The sequence below is a fragment of the Buttiauxella brennerae ATCC 51605 genome (assembly GCF_001654925.1).
Taxonomy (GTDB): Bacteria; Pseudomonadota; Gammaproteobacteria; order Enterobacterales; family Enterobacteriaceae; genus Buttiauxella; species Buttiauxella brennerae.
The window spans coordinates 588870-607324 of the sequence record NZ_LXER01000006.1 but is presented as its reverse complement, the minus strand read 5'-3'; the positions used below and the strand labels follow the sequence as shown (position 1 = coordinate 607324).

At 51.5% G+C, this 18455-nt stretch carries 13 protein-coding genes; 7 read left to right on the top strand and 6 right to left on the bottom strand.

Annotated elements, in window-relative coordinates:
• Nucleotides 1–42: 42 nt before the first annotated feature.
• On the bottom strand, nucleotides 43–3831 hold the full coding sequence (locus M975_RS04000) for a DNA translocase FtsK 4TM domain-containing protein (RefSeq protein ID WP_064557490.1): 3789 nt from the start codon (nucleotides 3829–3831) through the stop codon (nucleotides 43–45).
• Nucleotides 3832–3952: 121 nt separating this feature from the next.
• On the bottom strand, nucleotides 3953–4447 hold the full coding sequence (gene lrp / locus M975_RS03995) for a leucine-responsive transcriptional regulator Lrp (RefSeq protein WP_000228469.1): 495 nt from the start codon (nucleotides 4445–4447) through the stop codon (nucleotides 3953–3955).
• Nucleotides 4448–4937: 490 nt separating this feature from the next.
• Here lrp and trxB point away from each other — a divergent pair, with 490 nt between their 5' ends.
• The 5 genes from trxB to infA all read left to right on the top strand — a co-directional run bounded on the left by trxB (nucleotide 4938) and on the right by infA (nucleotide 10931).
• Complete coding sequence (trxB, locus tag M975_RS03990) at nucleotides 4938–5906, top strand: thioredoxin-disulfide reductase (RefSeq protein WP_064557488.1); 969 nt, start codon at nucleotides 4938–4940, stop codon at nucleotides 5904–5906.
• 189 nt (nucleotides 5907–6095) lie between these two features.
• A complete protein-coding gene (cydD, locus tag M975_RS03985) occupies nucleotides 6096–7859 on the top strand; it encodes a heme ABC transporter permease/ATP-binding protein CydD (protein ID WP_064557486.1) in 1764 nt (587 codons plus the stop codon).
• Nucleotides 7859–9580: a heme ABC transporter ATP-binding protein/permease CydC gene (gene cydC / locus M975_RS03980; protein WP_064557485.1), complete on the top strand. Its 1722-nt coding sequence runs from the start codon at nucleotides 7859–7861 to the stop codon at nucleotides 9578–9580. Before cydD ends, cydC begins: the two co-directional genes overlap by 1 nt.
• A 148-nt stretch (nucleotides 9581–9728) precedes the next feature.
• The gene (gene aat / locus M975_RS03975; RefSeq protein WP_064557482.1) at nucleotides 9729–10421 is read left to right on the top strand and encodes a leucyl/phenylalanyl-tRNA--protein transferase; all 693 of its coding nucleotides are present in this window, start codon (nucleotides 9729–9731) and stop codon (nucleotides 10419–10421) included.
• A 291-nt stretch (nucleotides 10422–10712) separates the two neighbouring features.
• On the top strand, nucleotides 10713–10931 hold the full coding sequence (gene infA, locus M975_RS03970; RefSeq protein ID WP_002211347.1) for a translation initiation factor IF-1: 219 nt from the start codon (nucleotides 10713–10715) through the stop codon (nucleotides 10929–10931).
• Between the two features lie 114 nt (nucleotides 10932–11045).
• Here infA and clpA read toward each other — a convergent pair whose 3' ends face one another.
• Nucleotides 11046–13319: an ATP-dependent Clp protease ATP-binding subunit ClpA gene (gene clpA / locus M975_RS03965; protein ID WP_064517462.1), complete on the bottom strand. Its 2274-nt coding sequence runs from the start codon at nucleotides 13317–13319 to the stop codon at nucleotides 11046–11048.
• A 27-nt stretch (nucleotides 13320–13346) separates the two neighbouring features.
• A complete protein-coding gene (gene clpS / locus M975_RS03960; RefSeq protein ID WP_034456405.1) occupies nucleotides 13347–13667 on the bottom strand; it encodes an ATP-dependent Clp protease adapter ClpS in 321 nt (106 codons plus the stop codon).
• 323 nt (nucleotides 13668–13990) lie between these two features.
• Here clpS and cspD point away from each other — a divergent pair, with 323 nt between their 5' ends.
• Nucleotides 13991–14215, top strand: coding sequence for a cold shock-like protein CspD (gene cspD, locus M975_RS03955; protein WP_034456407.1), 225 nt, complete (start codon nucleotides 13991–13993; stop codon nucleotides 14213–14215).
• Nucleotides 14216–14304: 89 nt separating this feature from the next.
• On the opposite strand, the gene macB is transcribed toward cspD, so the two are convergent.
• Nucleotides 14305–16251, bottom strand: coding sequence for a macrolide ABC transporter ATP-binding protein/permease MacB (macB, locus tag M975_RS03950; protein ID WP_064557480.1), 1947 nt, complete (start codon nucleotides 16249–16251; stop codon nucleotides 14305–14307).
• Nucleotides 16248–17363 carry a macrolide transporter subunit MacA gene (gene macA, locus M975_RS03945; protein WP_064557478.1) on the bottom strand — a complete coding sequence of 372 codons (1116 nt, stop codon included), beginning with the start codon at nucleotides 17361–17363 and terminating at the stop codon, nucleotides 16248–16250. The genes macB and macA overlap by 4 nt, the downstream gene beginning before the upstream one ends.
• Before the next feature lie 141 nt (nucleotides 17364–17504).
• On the opposite strand from macA, the gene M975_RS03940 reads away from it, so the two are divergent.
• The gene (locus tag M975_RS03940) at nucleotides 17505–18452 is read left to right on the top strand and encodes a VirK/YbjX family protein (RefSeq protein WP_064557671.1); all 948 of its coding nucleotides are present in this window, start codon (nucleotides 17505–17507) and stop codon (nucleotides 18450–18452) included.
• Nucleotides 18453–18455 lie beyond the last annotated feature (3 nt).

The following is an 18455-nucleotide window of genomic DNA, read 5'->3' as shown; positions in this document are numbered from 1 at the left end:
ATCTTTGCAAAAGAGCCGCAACCACCACTCTTTTGCACAGGGTTACTCAAATGGCGGTGGTGCAAGCACTTCGCGGTTACCGTTATGCCCCTGTGGACTCACGATACCCTGCGCTTCCATCTGTTCAACGATTCGCGCCGCACGGTTATAACCGATACGGAACTGGCGCTGAACACCAGAAATTGAGGCTTTACGCTTTTCAACCACAAACGCGACAGCCTGATCAAATAACGGATCGAGTTCTTCATCACCGTCAAGACCGCCCCCTGCACCGCCTTCACTTTCGGTATCTGAAGTAATACCGGTGATATATTGTGGGCGTCCACGCGCTTTCCAGTCCTGAACCACTGCATGCACTTCCTGGTCACGAACAAACGCGCCATGCACACGCACTGGCAGTGTAGAGTTTGGCGCGGAATAGAGCATATCCCCCATCCCCAGCAGTGACTCGGCACCGGCCTGGTCAAGAATGGTGCGGGAGTCAATTTTGCTCGACACGGTAAACGCCACACGCGTAGGAATGTTAGCTTTAATCAAGCCGGTAATGACGTCTACCGATGGGCGCTGAGTCGCCAGCACTAAGTGGATGCCCGCAGCACGCGCTTTCTGTGCCAGACGCGCAATCAACTCTTCCACTTTCTTACCAACCGTCATCATCAGGTCAGCAAACTCATCCACCAGCACGACGATATACGGCAGCTTTTCAAGCATTGGATGGGAAACTTCCATGCTGTCGCCCGGTTTCCAGAATGGATCCGGAATCGGACGGCCCATGCGTTCAGCTTCCAGGACACGCTCGTTGTAACCCGCCAGATTTCGCACGCCTAGCGCAGACATCAGCTTATAGCGGCGTTCCATTTCATTGACGCTCCAGCGCAATGCATTGGCAGCATCTTTCATATCTGTTACGACTTCCGTTAACAGATGTGGAATGCCTTCATATACAGACAGCTCAAGCATTTTCGGGTCGATCATAATAAAGCGGACATCTTCCGGTGTCGCTTTATACAGCATGCTGAGGATCATGGCGTTGACGCCAACAGACTTACCGGAACCGGTCGTACCGGCCACCAACAAGTGCGGCATTTTTGCCAGATCGGCAATCACGGGCTCACCACCAATGTCTTTACCTAACACCACTGTCAGCGGAGAAGTACTTTCACGGAATTTGGCACAATCCAACACTTCGCGCAGGTAAACGGTCTGGCGCTTTTTGTTTGGTAATTCCAGGCCAACATAGGGTTTACCCGGAATCACCTCTACAACACGCACCGCAACAGTCGACAACGAACGCGCAAGGTCACGAGACAGGTTAGAAATACGCGCAGCTTTAACACCAGGTGCCAGATCAAGCTCAAAGCGCGTGATTACCGGGCCTGGAGAGTAATCCACCACATCGGCTTTAATACGATAATCTGCCAGACGAGCTTCAACCAGGCGTGCCATTTGCTCAAGAGCAAAGGTATCTACTGGCTCAACTTCCGCAGGTGGCGAAGTCAGTAAGTCCAGTGATGGCAGTGGCGTAGTTGGGCGCTGTAACGGGCGATCGTCACCATTACGCATCAAGAAAGGATGAATCAAACTTTCATGTATTTGCGCCTGCGGTGCGGCAACTGGCGCAGAAGGTGCTGGCGGTTGCTGAACATTTGGCTGCGGCGCTGCTGCCTGCCAATTTTGTGGCGGTGCAACGGGAACAGGTTCTTCAACCATGCCAGGCGTAAACAATGGTTCGCTCGGCCCGTCGTTTACCAGGGTTTTCATTGGTGAGAAATCAAAATCATCCAGTGAGAACGGCACATTGTTTTGCTGTTGTTGATTCGGTTGATGTTGAGTCGGTTGCTGCTGAGGGGCGGAATAACGCTGCTGTTGCTGTGCCGCAAACTGGCGCGCTAATTCAGCCTGTTCAGCCTCATCTTCATCTTGTTGCAAAGAGTCATCTTCATACTCTTCGCCATAACGCTGCTGCTGTTGAGCTGCAAACTGGCGAGCAAGCTCATGTTGTTCAATTTCTTCCGCGTCGTCAGCATAATCGTCTTCGATATCCATATCATTCTGGCGACGAGCCTCTTCTTCAGCCATACGCTGAGAAGGCAACTTGATACCGTAGGAAGCAAGTTCGCGACGAGTCGGTACGCGCACGCGATTTGGACGCGGCAACTGTGGGCCAATTCCCTCTTTAATCTGAGGTCGTGGCGCATCGCTTGCTATGCTAAACACCGGGCTAAAGGCCGCAGCCGCACCAGCAACTTTCGCTGCGTCTTTAACACCTTGTGGCATAGATGGCGCGGCCACTACCGGAACTTCAGGCACTACGCTTGCAACACCCTGAGGCATGCCCGGAGCTTCAAAGCGTGAAGAATCGGTTACAGATGTTGATGCAAAAGCAGGAGAACTGTCATAACCGTAAGGATCAGGTTTTGGCTCATTAACGGGCTGATACCATGCAGCCAGTTGTTCACGCTCACGAGCACGTTTCGCTTCGACTTCTTCAAAATGATAGATAGGCGGGCGTACGGCCGGTTTTATCTCTTCAACCGGCTCAGGCTCAGCAACAGGCTGAATCGGAGTTGGGTCGTAATAAATTGGCTGAAGCGGAGCCTGCTCAACAACAGGTTGCACCATTTCTGGCTCTGACCAATGGCTGGTCACCTGTTGCGGGTTGTGCTGTTCCGCGGTACGAGGCGCGTGATAACTTTCTGGTGTCGGCGCAAGCACAGGCTCAGGCGTCACCGTTGTCGGTGCCGGTTGCCAGGCAATGGACGGAGTTTCTACCACTTCCGGCGCAGGCGTGGCGACAGGAGACACGGTAGCTGTTGGCATCACCGGCGCGGCGTAAGCTGGGTTCGCCATAGCGGCCGCAGCAGCGACTGGCGCAACGATAGACTGCCCGTGTAATAACGGATCGTACTCATCGTTTTCCGGCAGCGTTGCTTTATTACCCGAGAACAGTACGTCATCTTCCGGCAGAGTCGCTTTGTTTGGCGAGAACAGCACATCATCCTCGGCATCATCCATACGCTTGCCAGAAAACAGCGCTGAGTCTGTTTTACGTGCGTTTGGATTGGCGAATTTTTCTGAGATACGCTGCTTGCGGGCCAGTGCGCCACGCAAAATACGTGCGCGACGAGACTCACGCTTTTCTACTGCTGGCGCGTGCTCTTCACTATGCTCTGCTTCTTCATCGTAATCATCGTCCTGCCAGGTGTTATCCCGGCGCGTACGGTTGCTGGCGAAAGTCAGAACGCTCAATGTTGCGCTGCCAATTTTCTCAGCAATGCTGACCCATGACCAACCCGTAAACAGGGTTAAACCTGCCGCCCATACGCACAGTAATGCGATTGTGCCGCCGCTGCTGTTAAGCAAAGGCATCATGGCGGTGCTCAGCAAACTGCCGATAACGCCACCAGAGGCAAAATACCAGATGTCATCGGCGTTAATTGCGGCAAGGCCACAAGCAGTGAGCACCATCGCCAGTACACCAATAAGGCGCATAGACACGGCGAAATAATCGATGAACTCTTCGCTATCTCTGTTGCGGAAAGTGAACCAACACGCACCGATAATGATGACCGGAATGGTGTAGGCCATTACGCCAAAGATGAACAGCAAAGTGTCAGCCATCCACGCCCCCGGCATTCCACCTAAATTATGAATAGGTTCGTGCCATGCGGTTTGTGACCAACTGGGATCGGAAGGATTAAAACTGAGCAACGCCACCATCAAATAGACGGCAAAAATGGCAACAAGGAGCAGTAAGGCTTCTAATGCCCGACGCCCGCTGCTGAGTTTTCTCAATGTAACTTCTTTTTCTTCGGTGTATTCCTGGCTCAAGTAAGACTCTCCAGGTCCTTAATAACTATGGAGAGCAACAGTGCCGGGCATTCCCGGCACTGTTGCTGTATGAATTACCAGGAGTGTAACCAAAATACGCAGATTTTGCACCTGGCCCGTGTTAACGGGTCTTAATAACCAGACGATTGCTCTGTTTGACCTCTTCCATGACCACATAGGTACGGGTATCGTTCACACCCGGCAGTCGCAACAAGGTTTCGCCTAGTAGTTTGCGGTACGCTGACATATCAGGCACGCGGGTTTTCAACAGGTAGTCGAAATCACCGGATACCAAATGACATTCTTGAATTTCTTCAAGTTTTTGAACAGCGGCGTTAAATTGCTCAAACACATCCGGTGCGCCACGATTCAGAGTAATCTCAACAAAAACCAGAAGTGATGCATCCAGATAATGCGGGTTCAGCAGAGCTGTGTAGCCCTGAATGAAACCCTGTCGTTCCAGGCGACGCACGCGCTCAAGGCACGGAGTCGGTGAAAGCCCTACTCGCTTCGAAAGCTCGACGTTGGAAATACGTCCATCCTTCTGCAGCTCGTTTAGAATGTTACGATCGATGCGGTCGAGATCTTTGCCAGGGCGCTTCTTACTATCTACCATTATTATTGTCTCTCTGTGTTCCTTCCTTCACCTGCCATAACCCGGGCAACGTCAATGTTCCGAGTGTACGTGAGAAGACCGGTGCCCAATGGCCGCCATCGACATCACTCATAGCGTCTGTCCACGACATGAGTAAATTTCAATAACCCGGTAAAATTGCATCAGGTATGCGTGATTATTTTACAGCTCTCACACCAAATGTTTTTCTTCCTCGAATGTTTTCGCAAATGCTTAGCGGATTGTCAAAGCAAAACATCGAAATTTAGTGGAACGTGCCATATATCCGGGGCAGTTGACGATTATTCATCACTTTACCTGCGTGACTAATTACCCTGTTCAGGTGGATTTTTATGCGCTTTCAGTGAATTGTTCTACGGCTGATTGAGTACAGCTATTGCACATATAGTTAACAAAATCGCTGCACCCTTTTTTTACCCCGCCAAATTCCCTACAATCCCTCGATTGTCTGCCAACGAACAATGAGGATCTCATGGGCACCGCTAAACACAGTAAATTGCTAATTCTTGGCTCCGGCCCTGCGGGCTACACCGCAGCAGTCTATGCGGCACGCGCCAACCTCAAACCTGTTCTGATTACCGGAATGGAAAAAGGTGGCCAACTGACCACAACGACCGAAGTTGAGAACTGGCCGGGTGATCCTAACGACCTGACTGGCCCCGCGTTAATGGAACGTATGCACGAACATGCGGCCAAATTCGAAACAGAAATTCTGTTTGATCACATCTCTAAAGTTGATCTACAAAATCGTCCGTTCCGTCTGACGGGCGACAGTGGTGAATACACATGCGACGCGTTGATCATTGCAACCGGCGCGTCTGCCCGCTATCTGGGTCTGCCTTCTGAAGAAGCCTTCAAAGGCCGTGGTGTTTCTGCCTGTGCGACTTGTGATGGTTTCTTCTACCGTAACCAAAAAGTGGCGGTCATCGGTGGTGGTAACACAGCCGTTGAAGAAGCACTTTACCTGGCAAACATCGCCTCTGAAGTGCATTTGATTCACCGCCGCGACAGTTTCCGCGCCGAAAAAATCCTGATCAATCGTCTGATGGAGAAGGTGAAGAACGGCAATATCGTGCTGCACACGAACCGAACTCTGGATGAAGTGACTGGCGATCAGATGGGTGTAAACGGCCTGCGTCTGCGCGATGCGCATAATACGGATCAGACTGAAGAGTTAGAAGTTGCAGGTCTGTTTGTCGCCATCGGTCACAGCCCGAACACGGCGATTTTTGCTGACCAGTTAGAACTGGAAAATGGCTATATCAAAGTCCAGTCCGGTATCCACGGCAACGCCACACAAACCAGCATCCCAGGCGTGTTTGCCGCAGGTGATGTCATGGACCATATCTACCGCCAGGCGATTACCTCTGCTGGCACGGGTTGTATGGCTGCACTAGATGCTGAGCGCTACCTGGACGGACTTGCCGAACAGAATAAGTAACTCTCACAGCCCATAGCGGTAGTTTGAAGATACGTAAAGGCGACTGAATAGGTCGCCTTTCTTTTGCCTGCGTTGTAACATTGCCCGCAAATTTTGCCTGATAATTCATTATTCCCAATGGATTTCAGGATGCAGCTAATACTCCTGCAACCTGAGAGATGATGGGCATATCAACCTGCACTGGCAACCATGAATAAAACCCGTCAACAAGAACTTAGCCGCTGGCTAAAAACACAAAGTGTCCTTTCGCGCCGCTGGCTGGGACTATCCCGTTTTCTGGGGCTGGTCAGTGGGCTATTAATTGTCGCTCAGGCCTGGATTTTAGCCCGAATGCTGCAACACATGATCATGGAGAACATCCCTCGCGAAGCGCTGCTGATGCTGTTCATTATCCTGATCCTCATTTTCGTGTTGCGTGCATGGGTCGTGTGGTTGCGTGAAAAAGTCGGCTTCTATGCCGGTTTGCACATAAGGCAGGAAATACGCCGTAAAGTGCTCGATCGCGTTCATGAAGCGGGACCCGCATGGATTCAGGGCAAGCCCGTGGGTAGCTGGGCTACGCTGGTACTGGAACAAATTGAAGATATGCACGATTACTACGCTCGTTATCTGCCGCAAATGTCGCTTGCGGTGATGGTTCCGGTGCTGATTTTGATCGTGATTTTCCCCTCTAACTGGGTCGCAGCACTGATTTTGCTCTGCACAGCACCGCTTATCCCGTTGTTTATGGCGATGGTAGGTATGGGCGCTGCTGATGCAAACCGCCGTAACTTCCAGGCCCTGGCTCGTCTTAGCGGCCATTTCCTTGACCGCCTGCGCGGCATGGAAACCTTGCGTTTGTTTAACCGTGGCCATGCAGAAACGGAGCATATCCGCGTTGCTTCTCAGGATTTCCGCCAGCGGACAATGGAAGTATTACGCCTTGCGTTCCTCTCCTCCGGCGTGCTGGAGTTTTTCGCTTCGCTGTCTATTGCCGTGGTCGCGGTTTACTTTGGTTTCTCCTATCTTGGCGAACTGAACTTTGGCCATTACAGCACTGGCGTGACGCTGTTTGCCGGTTTCCTGGCGCTGATTCTGGCACCTGAATTTTTCCAGCCGTTGCGCGACCTGGGGACTTTTTATCATGCAAAAGCACAGGCTGTGGGCGCTGCCGATAGCCTGATGACATTCCTTGATGCCCCGTTAGAGCAACGCAAACATGGCAGCGCACAGTTCAACTGTAACGAGCCTGTCAGCATTGAAGCGCGTGACCTGGTTATTCTGTCTACTGAAAAGAAAAAGCTCGCAGGGCCACTTAACTTCACCCTTTGCGCCGGGCAGCGCGTGGTGTTAGTTGGGCAAAGTGGTGCAGGGAAAAGCTCACTACTCAATGTGTTGTCTGGCTTTTTGCCTTATCAGGGGCAACTGCTCATTAACGGTGTTGAGCTTTCTGATCTCGACCCGAAATGGTGGCGTGAGCGGCTCAGTTGGGTTGGTCAAAACCCACAGCTTCCGGCGCCTACCATCCGCGAAAACGTCCTCCTCGCCGCACCGGATGCCAGTGCTGAAAAGTTAACTGCAGCACTGGATAAAGCCTCTGTCAGCGAATTTTTGCCGTTGTTGCCGCAAGGAATTGATACTCCGTTAGGCGAATCTGCCGGGCGTTTATCTGTCGGCCAGGCACAACGTGTCGCCGTCGCCCGCGCATTGCTGATGCCCTGCGGGTTACTGTTGTTAGATGAACCGGCCGCAAGCCTGGATGCCCACAGCGAGCAGCGCGTCATGGACGCCCTGAGCGATGCCTCACGCCAGCAAACCACGTTGATGGTGACGCACCAGCTGGATTACATCAACGACTGGGACGAGGTCTGGGTGATGCGTGATGGACTTATTGTACAACAGGGTGATTTCGCCACGCTGTCCACTCAGGAAGGCCCGTTTGCTGCGTTATTGCATCGCCAGGAGGAAATATAATGCGTGCTTTACTCCCGTATCTGGCGCTTTATTGCCGTCATAAATGGTTGTTGATGCTTGGTGTGGTGCTGGCCATTATCACATTGCTGGCCAGCATTGGGCTTCTGACACTTTCAGGCTGGTTCCTCTCCGCGTCGGCCGTTGTCGGCGTCGCAGGCATTTATAGTTTTAACTATATGCTGCCTGCTGCGGGCGTTCGTGGCGGTGCTATTACGCGCACCGCAGGGCGTTATTTTGAACGGCTGGTCAGCCACGATGCGACGTTCCGTGTGCTTCAGCATCTGCGCGTTTCCACTTTTAGCAAACTGCTTCCGCTCTCCCCTGCCGGGCTTGCTCGTTTTCGCCAGGGTGAATTACTGAATCGCCTGGTTGCAGATGTCGACACCCTTGATCACCTTTACCTGCGCGTGATTTCGCCGATGGTCGGTGCATTTGTCGTCATTGCCGTTGTCACGTTTGGTTTGAGCTGGCTGGATGTGCAACTGGCACTGACGCTCGGCGCGATTTTACTGGCGACATTAGTGTTACTGCCGCCGATATTTTATTACGCTGGTAAATCAACGGGCGAGGCGATTACCGTCCAGCGTGGGCAATATCGTCAGCAACTCACCGCCTGGTTACAAGGCCACGCAGAGTTAACCATTTTTGGTGCTACCCAGCGTTATCGCCAGCAACTCGATGCCACGGAAGACAGCTGGCAGGAAGCGCAACGCCGCCAGGCAGAGCTTACCGCGCTCTCGCAAGCCGTGATGCTGCTTATCAGCGGTGCAGCGGTCATATTGATGCTGTGGATGGCCTCGGCAGCGGTTGGCGGTAATACCACACCTGGCGCACTTATCGCGTTGTTTGTGTTCTGCTCCCTTGCCTCCTTCGAAGCTCTGGCCCCGGTCACGGGTGCGTTTCAACATCTGGGCCAGGTTATTGCCTCGGCAATTCGCGTGACTGAAATCACCAGTCAAAAACCGGAAGTGGTGTTCACTGAGCAACCTCATGCCGTTCCTGAGCATGTAGCTGTCGATATCAACAACCTGAGTTTTGCCTATCCCGATCAGTCGCAGATGGCGTTACGGGATATCTCACTTAGCGTTGGTGCAGGGCAACATGTGGCGATTCTGGGTCGGACTGGTTGTGGTAAATCAACACTGCTTCAGTTGCTTACCCGGGCATGGGAACCGCAACAGGGCGAGATCTGCTTTAACGGCGAACCGTTGAGCCAGTTTGATGAAACGGCTTTACGCGCGGCAACCAGCGTGGTGTCTCAGCGTGTCCATTTGTTTAGTGCGACATTGCGCGACAACCTTTTGCTTGCCGCACCACAGGCAAGTGATGAAGAGTTGAGCCATGCGCTGACACGCGTAGGTCTTGAGAAGTTATTAGAAGATGCCGGTCTGAATAGCTGGCTTGGCGAAGGCGGCAGGCAGTTATCAGGCGGTGAATTGCGCCGTCTGGCTATTGCTCGCGCCGTATTGCATGACGCCCCGCTATTTTTACTGGATGAGCCGACCGAAGGTTTAGATGCTGAAACTGAACGCCAGATACTTGATTTGCTGGCTGAAGTGACCAAACAAAAAACCGTGTTAATGGTCACGCATCGCCTGCGCGGGTTAGCGCATTTCGACAACATAATTGTGATGGACAACGGGCAAATTATTGAGCAAGGTAATCACGCAGATTTGATGGCCAGCGGTGGTCGTTATTATCATTTCCATCAGCGTTTGTAGGCTGTGTAATGAGTGTCATCCCAGTAGGTGTTATTGTTGCAGTCAGTTTGAACCTGGGCAGTGCTCAGAATGGCAAATAAAATAGCCATAATGGGATGAGTACTTAGTCTATTATCAATAATTATTGCCAGCCCGGAGCCGTGACGTCATGCGTCTTATTCAGCTTTCCCGTGACTCTATTGCCTTCCCCTCACCGGAAGGCGCGTTGCGTGAACCTAATGGGTTACTGGCGCTTGGGGGCGATTTAAGCCCGGCACGGTTGTTGATGGCTTATCAGCGCGGTATCTTTCCATGGTTCTCACCAGGCGACCCTATTTTATGGTGGTCGCCCGATCCGCGCGCGGTGCTTTTCCCGGATCAGTTTCACCTGAGCCGCAGTATGAAACGCTTCCACCGCAACTCCCCATACCGCATCACGCTTAACCATGCTTTCGAACGTGTGATTAGCGAATGTGCTGACGACCGCGACGAAGGCACCTGGATTACGCCTGAAATCATCGACGCCTATCAGCGACTCCATGAACTTGGCCATGCCCATTCGATAGAAGTCTGGGAAGATAAAGAATTAGTGGGTGGGGTCTATGGTGTGGCGCAAGGCTCGCTGTTTTGTGGCGAGTCAATGTTCAGCCGCCGGGAAAATGCCTCAAAAACGGCGCTGCTGGTCTTCTGCCAGCACTTTCTCAGTTATGGCGGCAAGCTGATTGATTGCCAGGTACTGAATGCCCATACCGCTTCATTGGGCGCAATTGAAATTCCTCGCCGTGAATACCTTGAGCATCTGTCTACTTTTCGTCCGCAACATCTCGCTTCTTATTGCTGGGTGCCACAAATCCTGTCGTAACGATAATGTTTACGGCACATTACTGTTAAGAGTGTTATAATTAGCCCCGCAGAGTGAGCTCTGCTCATTACCCCGCCGCCGTTTGGGATTAGCTTTAACAGGGACAACCCATCGTTTATCTCTTCGCAGCCCTCATCCTAAGCGCCATTAGTGCAGCTTTTGAGTGGGTTTTGGGTAATGCGCAAATTGCACTTTCGCTGGTGATTTCACCAACAATTCTTTACATGATACGTGAACTTGGGCATTATCTTGCCGGTTCAAAACTATGGTAGTGATACCCTCGAGGATTAGATGGCCAAAGAAGACAATATTGAAATGCAGGGTACCGTACTTGATACGTTACCTAACACCATGTTCCGCGTTGAGCTGGAAAACGGGCACGTGGTTACCGCTCATATCTCCGGTAAAATGCGTAAAAACTATATCCGCATCCTGACGGGTGACAAAGTCACTGTAGAGCTGACCCCGTACGACCTGAGCAAAGGCCGCATTGTCTTCCGTAGTCGCTGATAGTTTTATTTAGCGCTGCGGCAACAACAGGCGGCGTGAACAATTAAGTACAAATTAGTAATAGAAAGGCCAGGTCGATGACCTGGCCTTTTTTTATTCCGTCATACGGATAAATTAATGAGCCGCTTCCGGTTTATGTTTCTGCGCACTATGGAAATTATAAATCAGTTTCTGATTCTCTTTATCCAGCGCCACCGATACCTGGCCCCCATCCACCAGTGAACCAAATAACAGTTCGTTAGCGAGTGGTTTTTTCAGGTTGTCCTGAATAACACGCGTCATTGGACGAGCGCCCATCGCACGGTCGTAGCCTTTTTCTGCCAGCCAATCGCGCGCTTCCTGGCTCACTTCCAGAGAGACACCTTTCTGATCCAACTGCACCTGTAACTCAACAATAAACTTGTCGACAACCTGGTGGATCACATCGGTAGACAGATGGTTGAACCAAATAATGTTGTCCAGACGGTTACGGAATTCCGGGGTAAAGATCTTTTTGATCTCTTCCATTGCATCAGTGCTGTTGTCCTGACGAATCAGGCCAATAGACTTACGCTCGGTTTCACGCACACCGGCGTTGGTCGTCATCACCAGAATCACGTTGCGGAAATCTGCTTTGCGCCCGTTGTTATCGGTCAACGTACCGTTATCCATCACCTGCAATAACAGGTTAAAGACATCCGGGTGCGCTTTTTCGATTTCATCAAGCAACAACACAGAGTGTGGATGTTTAATGACCGCATCCGTCAGCAGGCCGCCCTGGTCGAAACCAACGTATCCAGGAGGTGCACCAATCAAACGGCTCACCGTATGGCGTTCCATGTATTCCGACATATCAAAGCGCAGCAGCTCAATACCTAGCGATTTCGCCAGCTGAACGGTCACTTCAGTTTTACCGACACCCGTAGGCCCGGCAAACAGGAAGGAACCCACTGGCTTATGATCATGCCCTAAACCGGCACGGCTCATTTTGATGGCTTCGGTTAACGCCTCAATGGCTTTATCCTGGCCAAACACCAGCATTTTCAGGCGATCGTCAAGGCTTCGCAGCGTGTCGCGATCGCTTGCTGAAACACTCTTCTCCGGAATACGCGCAATACGGGCGACCACGGTTTCGATATCAGCAACATTGACCGTTTTCTTACGCTTACTCACCGGCATCAGGCGGCTGCGAGCGCCCGCTTCGTCGATAACGTCAATGGCCTTATCTGGCAGATGGCGATCGTTAATATATTTCACCGCCAGCTCAACCGCGGCACGAATCGCTTTCGCGGTATAACGCACGTCATGGTGCGCTTCGTATTTCGGTTTCAGGCCGTTAATGATCTGAACGGTTTCTTCAACGCTTGGCTCAGTAATATCAATTTTCTGGAAGCGACGCGCCAAAGCACGGTCTTTTTCGAAGATATTGCTGAACTCCTGATAAGTGGTAGAACCGATTACACGAATCTTGCCACTCGACAACAGCGGCTTAATCAGGTTTGCGGCATCAACCTGCCCACCCGATGCAGCGCCCGCACCGATGATGGTATGAATCTCATCAATAAACAGGATGCTGTTCTGATCCTGCTCAAGCTGTTTAAGCAGCGCTTTGAAACGTTTTTCAAAGTCACCACGGTATTTCGTGCCCGCCAGCAGCGAGCCGATATCCAGCGAGTAAATGGTGCAATCAGCAATCACTTCCGGAACATCACCTTGCACAATACGCCAGGCAAGCCCTTCAGCAATCGCGGTTTTACCGACACCCGATTCACCCACTAATAGCGGGTTGTTTTTACGACGACGACACAGAACCTGAATGGCGCGCTCGAGCTCTTTATCGCGACCAATCAGCGGATCGATCCCTCCCACGCGTGCAAGCTGGTTGAGATTGGTGGTGAAGTTTTCCATACGTTCCTCCCCGCCTGCTTGCTCTTCATTGACCGGGTTTTCTGCACCGGGTGCCTGATTAGGTTCGTCTTTACGTGTACCGTGAGAGATGAAGTTCACCACATCAAGGCGGCTGACTTCATGTTTACGCAGCAGGTACGCTGCCTGGGATTCCTGCTCGCTAAAGATAGCCACCAGCACATTTGCGCCAGTCACTTCACTGCGACCAGAAGACTGGACGTGGAACACCGCACGTTGCAGCACGCGCTGGAAGCTGAGCGTAGGTTGAGTGTCACGCTCTTCTTCACTGGCTGGCAGAACCGGTGTGGTTTGTTCGATGAAGGCCTCGAGTTCCTGTCGTAGCGCCACCAGATCTACGCTACACGCTTCCAGCGCTTCGCGAGCCGATGGGTTACTGAGCAAAGCCAGTAACAGATGCTCGACAGTCATAAACTCATGTCGGTGCTCGCGCGCTCTGGCGAAAGCCATGTTTAAACTGAGTTCCAGTTCTTGATTGAGCATAGGCACCTCCCCCAAATTTTGCCTTCTTCAGGCTTTTTCTAGCGTACACAGCAGCGGATGCTCATGCTCCCTTGCGTACTGGTTCACTAACGCGACTTTGGTTTCCGCTACTTCTGCAGTAAAAATGCCACAGATAGCTTTACCCTGATAGTGCACAGTGAGCATCAATTGCGTCGCACGTTCTACATCATAAGAAAAGAACTTTTGCAGCACGTCAATAACAAATTCCATCGGCGTGTAGTCATCGTTCATTAACATTACTTTATACATGGAGGGTGGTTTAAGCGCTTCGCGCAGTTTATCACCCACTAGCTGGTCAAAATCCAACCAATCGTTCGTCTTACCCATTGCAAATCGTCATCATGTTTAATCGCCCATTGTCATAAAGGCGAAGCCCATAGGTTGAGTGTAATACGCTTTCAGCCAACGTGACTCATCGTGTTCAAAAGGGACAGTAAATCGTGATCGAGAGCTCTGTCACATTAATCACAATAGCGTTAACTGCTTCAAATTTTTGACTCATTTTCAATCGTCCCCCCCTGTGCAACGCTTGACGACATGGTTAATTTATCTACATTGTACAAGCGTGAGTTGGCGAGGTTTTGAACAGCCCGCCCTCACCCACCGGTTCATTCCATCTCACTTATAAGATTTTCGAAGGATGTAGAAGCATGGAGACGGGTACAGTTAAATGGTTCAATAACGCCAAAGGGTTCGGTTTTATCTGCCCCGAAGGCGGCGGCGAAGATATCTTCGCGCATTACTCCACCATTCAGATGGATGGTTACAGAACGCTTAAAGCCGGACAAACTGTCAGGTTTGATGTACATCAGGGACCAAAAGGCAACCACGCTAGTTTGATTGTGCCTCTGGAGCTCGAAGCAGCGGTCGCCTGACCTTTTGTTTCATTGTGTACATCCCTAAATCAAAATGCCAGCTTGTACGCTGGCATTTTTATAACCAAACGTAATACCTCAGATTAAAATCATTCACGCGCCAGCGCATCAATCGGGTTCAATCTTGCGGCATTTCTCGCGGGCAGCCAGCCAAAAATAATTCCCGTCGCAGTCGAACAGGCAAATGCGGTTAACAATGCCATCGGCGAGAAACCAATTTCCCAGCCCGGTAAAACCAGTTGCAGCGTGAAGGCAATCAGCAGAGATAACGAAATCCCCAACGCACCGCCCACCAGGCACACCAGCACCGCTTCAATCAGGAACTGCTGCAATACATCGCTGGCCCGAGCGCCAACCGCCATACGAATACCAATCTCTTTGGTGCGTTCGGTTACCGACACCAGCATGATATTCATCACGCCAATACCGCCTACCAACAACGAAATGACCGCCACCAAAGTCAGGAACATCTGAAGAGTACGTGTGGTCTTTTCCGCCGTTTTCAATAGGCCGTCCATATTGTAGGTAAAGAAATCCTTCTTACCGTGACGTAACTGCAACAAACGATTGAGCTGCTGCTCAGCTTCATGGCTGTTGTAGCCTTCCTTAACGCGCACCGTGATGGAGTTCAGCCAGCTTTGTCCCATCACTCGCCCGGCCATGGTGTTATACGGCAGCCAGACACGCAGAATTTTACTGCTGCCAAACATCGACTGCTTCTCTTGCGCTACACCAATTACCGTCGCGGGCATATTCCCCACCAGCACGATTTCACCCACCACTTTGGCTTTATCCGGGAACAACTGCCGTTTGGTGTTGCTGTCGAGCACCACCACCTGTGCGCGCCCTGCCAGCTGCTCTTCGTTAAAGGTGTTACCTTCGCTGAAAGTCATGCCGTAGACGTTAAAATACTGGCTGCTGACACCGTTCACGCTGGCGGCAGCATCAACATTGCCATAACGTAAGCGTAAGTTGCTTGAAAGCGCAGGTGTGGCTGAGCTGACCCACGGTTGCTGGCTTATTGCTGCCAGATCGTCATATTTCAGCGCCTGCTGATACTGCGGGTCATCGTCGCCAAAATCTTTACCAGGATAGATATCAATCGTATTGGTGCCTATCGAGCGAATATCCTGCAACACCATCTGCTTTGCCGCATCCCCGACAATCACAATCGACACCACCGAAGCGATGCCGATAATGATCCCAAGCATCGTCAACAGCGTGCGCATTTTGTTCGCCGCCAGCGCAAGCCAGGCCATGGTAAATGCCTCACGGAAACTACTAAGTGTTTGCTGAAATGCCGAGTTTACAGGCTGAGGTTTCACCTCTTTCGGTGCACCTGCCTGTTGAACCACAGACGGTGGATTGCTGATAATCTCCCCATCGCGAATTTCGATAACACGCTGTGCTTGCGCGGCTATCGTCGGGTCATGGGTCACAATGATGACCGTGTGCCCCTGCTCACGCAGTTGCTTGAGCGTCGCCATCACTTCTTCACCCGAATGGCTATCGAGTGCGCCAGTTGGTTCATCAGCAAGAATAACTTGCCCGCCATTCATCAGCGCACGGGCGATACTGACGCGCTGCTGTTGTCCGCCTGAAAGCTGGGAAGGCAAGTAGTCAACGCGCTCAGCAAGCCCCAGCCGCATCAACAACGCTCGTGCACGTTGCTGGCGGTAAACTCGCGCCGTACCGGCATACACCGCAGGCACTTCCACGTTTTGGGTCGCGTTCAGATGCGAGAGCAAATGGTAGCGCTGGAAGATAAAACCAAAGTGCTCACGGCGTAATGTGGCAAGCGCATCGCTGTCCAGCAACGCGACATCTTGCCCCGCCACTGTGTAACTGCCGCTGCTGGGTTTATCCAGACAGCCAAGAATGTTCATCAGCGTGGATTTGCCAGAGCCTGATGCCCCGACAATCGCCACCATCTCACCGGCTTCAATAGTGATATTGATGCCCTTAAGCACTTCAACTTGTTCGTCTCCCGACGGATAGCTACGGCGAATATCCCGTAGCTCAAGCAGTGCTGTCATGGCGCACTCCCGGCGGTGCTTTTACCAATCACAACTTCTTCGCCTTCGGTTAGCCCAGTGGCAACCTGCGCTTGGGTGTCGTTACGCATCCCGAGGATAATTTCGCGGTCACGGGTTTCGCCATTACGTAAAACCGAAACTTTGTAACGGTTATCGCCAACCGGCTCGCCTAGTGCGGCAAGCGGAATGGTTAACACGTCTTTCACGCCGCCAAGCTGAATATGCACCTGTGCAGTCATTTCAAGACGCAATACGCCTTTCGGATTCGGTACCTCAAAACGGGCGTTATAAAATATTGCGTCATTCACTTTTACCGGCGTTGGCAAAATATCAATTAACAGCCCTTCATAGCGCGTTAGCGGATCACCAAGCACGGTAAACCACGCTTTTTGGCCGGGCTTCAGGTGAATCACGTCAGCTTCAGAAACCTGAGCTTTCACCAGCATTGTGCCGAGATCGGCAAGCGTCAGAATGTTCGGCGCTTGCTGAGCTGCAATCACCGTCTGGCCTTGTTTAGTGGTGATTTCCGTCACTTCACCCGCCATCGGCGCCACTATTTGCGTGTAATCAAGGTTGGTTTTTGCGGTATCTAACGACGCCTGATTACGTTTAATTTGCGCATCAATGGTGCCGATTTGTGCCTGCCTGACTTCCAGATCGGTCGCGGCGGTGTCCAAATCCTGTTGTGATATTGCCTGTGTTTTGGCCAGTGCCTGCTGGCGGCTTAACGTCACTTGCGCGAGTTTAGCCTGCGCCTGTGCCTGGCGACGCTGAGCACGCAGTTCCATTAACGTCGCTTCTACTTCTTTGATTTGGTTTTGTGCTTGTTCGGGATCGATAACCCCCAACAGCTGATCTTTCTTCACTTTATCGCCGATATTGACCGACAACGTTTTTAGCTGCCCGCTGACCTGAGCACCCACGTCAACTTTACGCAAAGCATCGAGTTTGCCGGTCGCCAACACGCTCTGTTGCAGCTCGCCTTTGCGCACAATCATGGTCTGATAAACCGGCGCTGGCGCGTTCAGAAACTTCCAGAGCCAAATGACGAACAGCAATACCAACAGGCCCAGAAGCCAATAACGTTTTTTTATTTTTCCCTTGAATCTCATAGGTATCCTGCAAACAAACTGGCTAATTAAATAAAGTCTCAACAAAAACCACGAACCTACGGCTCTCTGGCGACTGATTGAACATTCGTTGAATTGATGAGTGGTGAAATTACACCATTCTTTATCAACCCGGTTTCAATCATGTCGCCAATTACCGTAGACGAACTTATTTCAATCCCCCAGCTCAATGGCTGGCAGCTGTTTCTTTGTCTGGCAAAAGGGCAATGGACGCCTGGAAGTGCTTGGAAAGATCCGGCTTACCGGCGCAAGTTTGTCCTTCGGTCACTGGCAAGCCCGCTTACTACGGCGCGCTTACTGAGCGATTTATCTCATCAACCCTGGCTTGAAAAGCTGCTTCATGTGCAGCCTGGTCTGCCCTGCCGAACCCATCGCCCTTATTTAACAGCGAATTTTAACCGCAAGGCTGTGGTGAATGCATTGTCTTTCCACTACCACGAACTGACGGATGCATTGCCAGCAATGTTGTTACAACGGCACTATTCAGAAAAAGGGGCGCGTCTGGCAACCATAACGGGTAAAGATGAATGCTCCTACTACCTGAATTTATGTGCTATCGCGAATCTCGACAAAGAAGGTGAAGCGACGGTCACGTTCACCCGCGAAGACGGTATTTCACTTGCCGGGTTAACCTTCACCTTGTGCCAGCATCAAGGCCAAAAAACAGTTTTTATCGGCGGATTGCAGGGCGCTAAAAGCGATGTCCCGCATGAATATATCCAGGTTGCCACGAAAGCCTGTCACGGATTGTTCCCAAAACGTCTGGTGCTCGAAGCAACCTGCCAACTGGCACGCCATTTCGGAGCAAAACAGATTCTTGCGGTGAGCAACAGCGCGCACATCTATCGCTCATGGCGTTATGCAAAAAAGAAGAAAGACAAAATCCATGCTGATTACGATAGCTTCTGGCAATCCATGAGCGGTGAATTATTGCCAGAAGGTTTCTTTAATCTGCCTTTGAGCGTGGCGCGCAAACCCCTTGAGGAGATAGCCAGCAAAAAACGCGCTGAGTATCGCCGCCGCTACAACTTGCTAGATGAGATGACAACGCATATTGAGCAGCAGTTTTAAGCA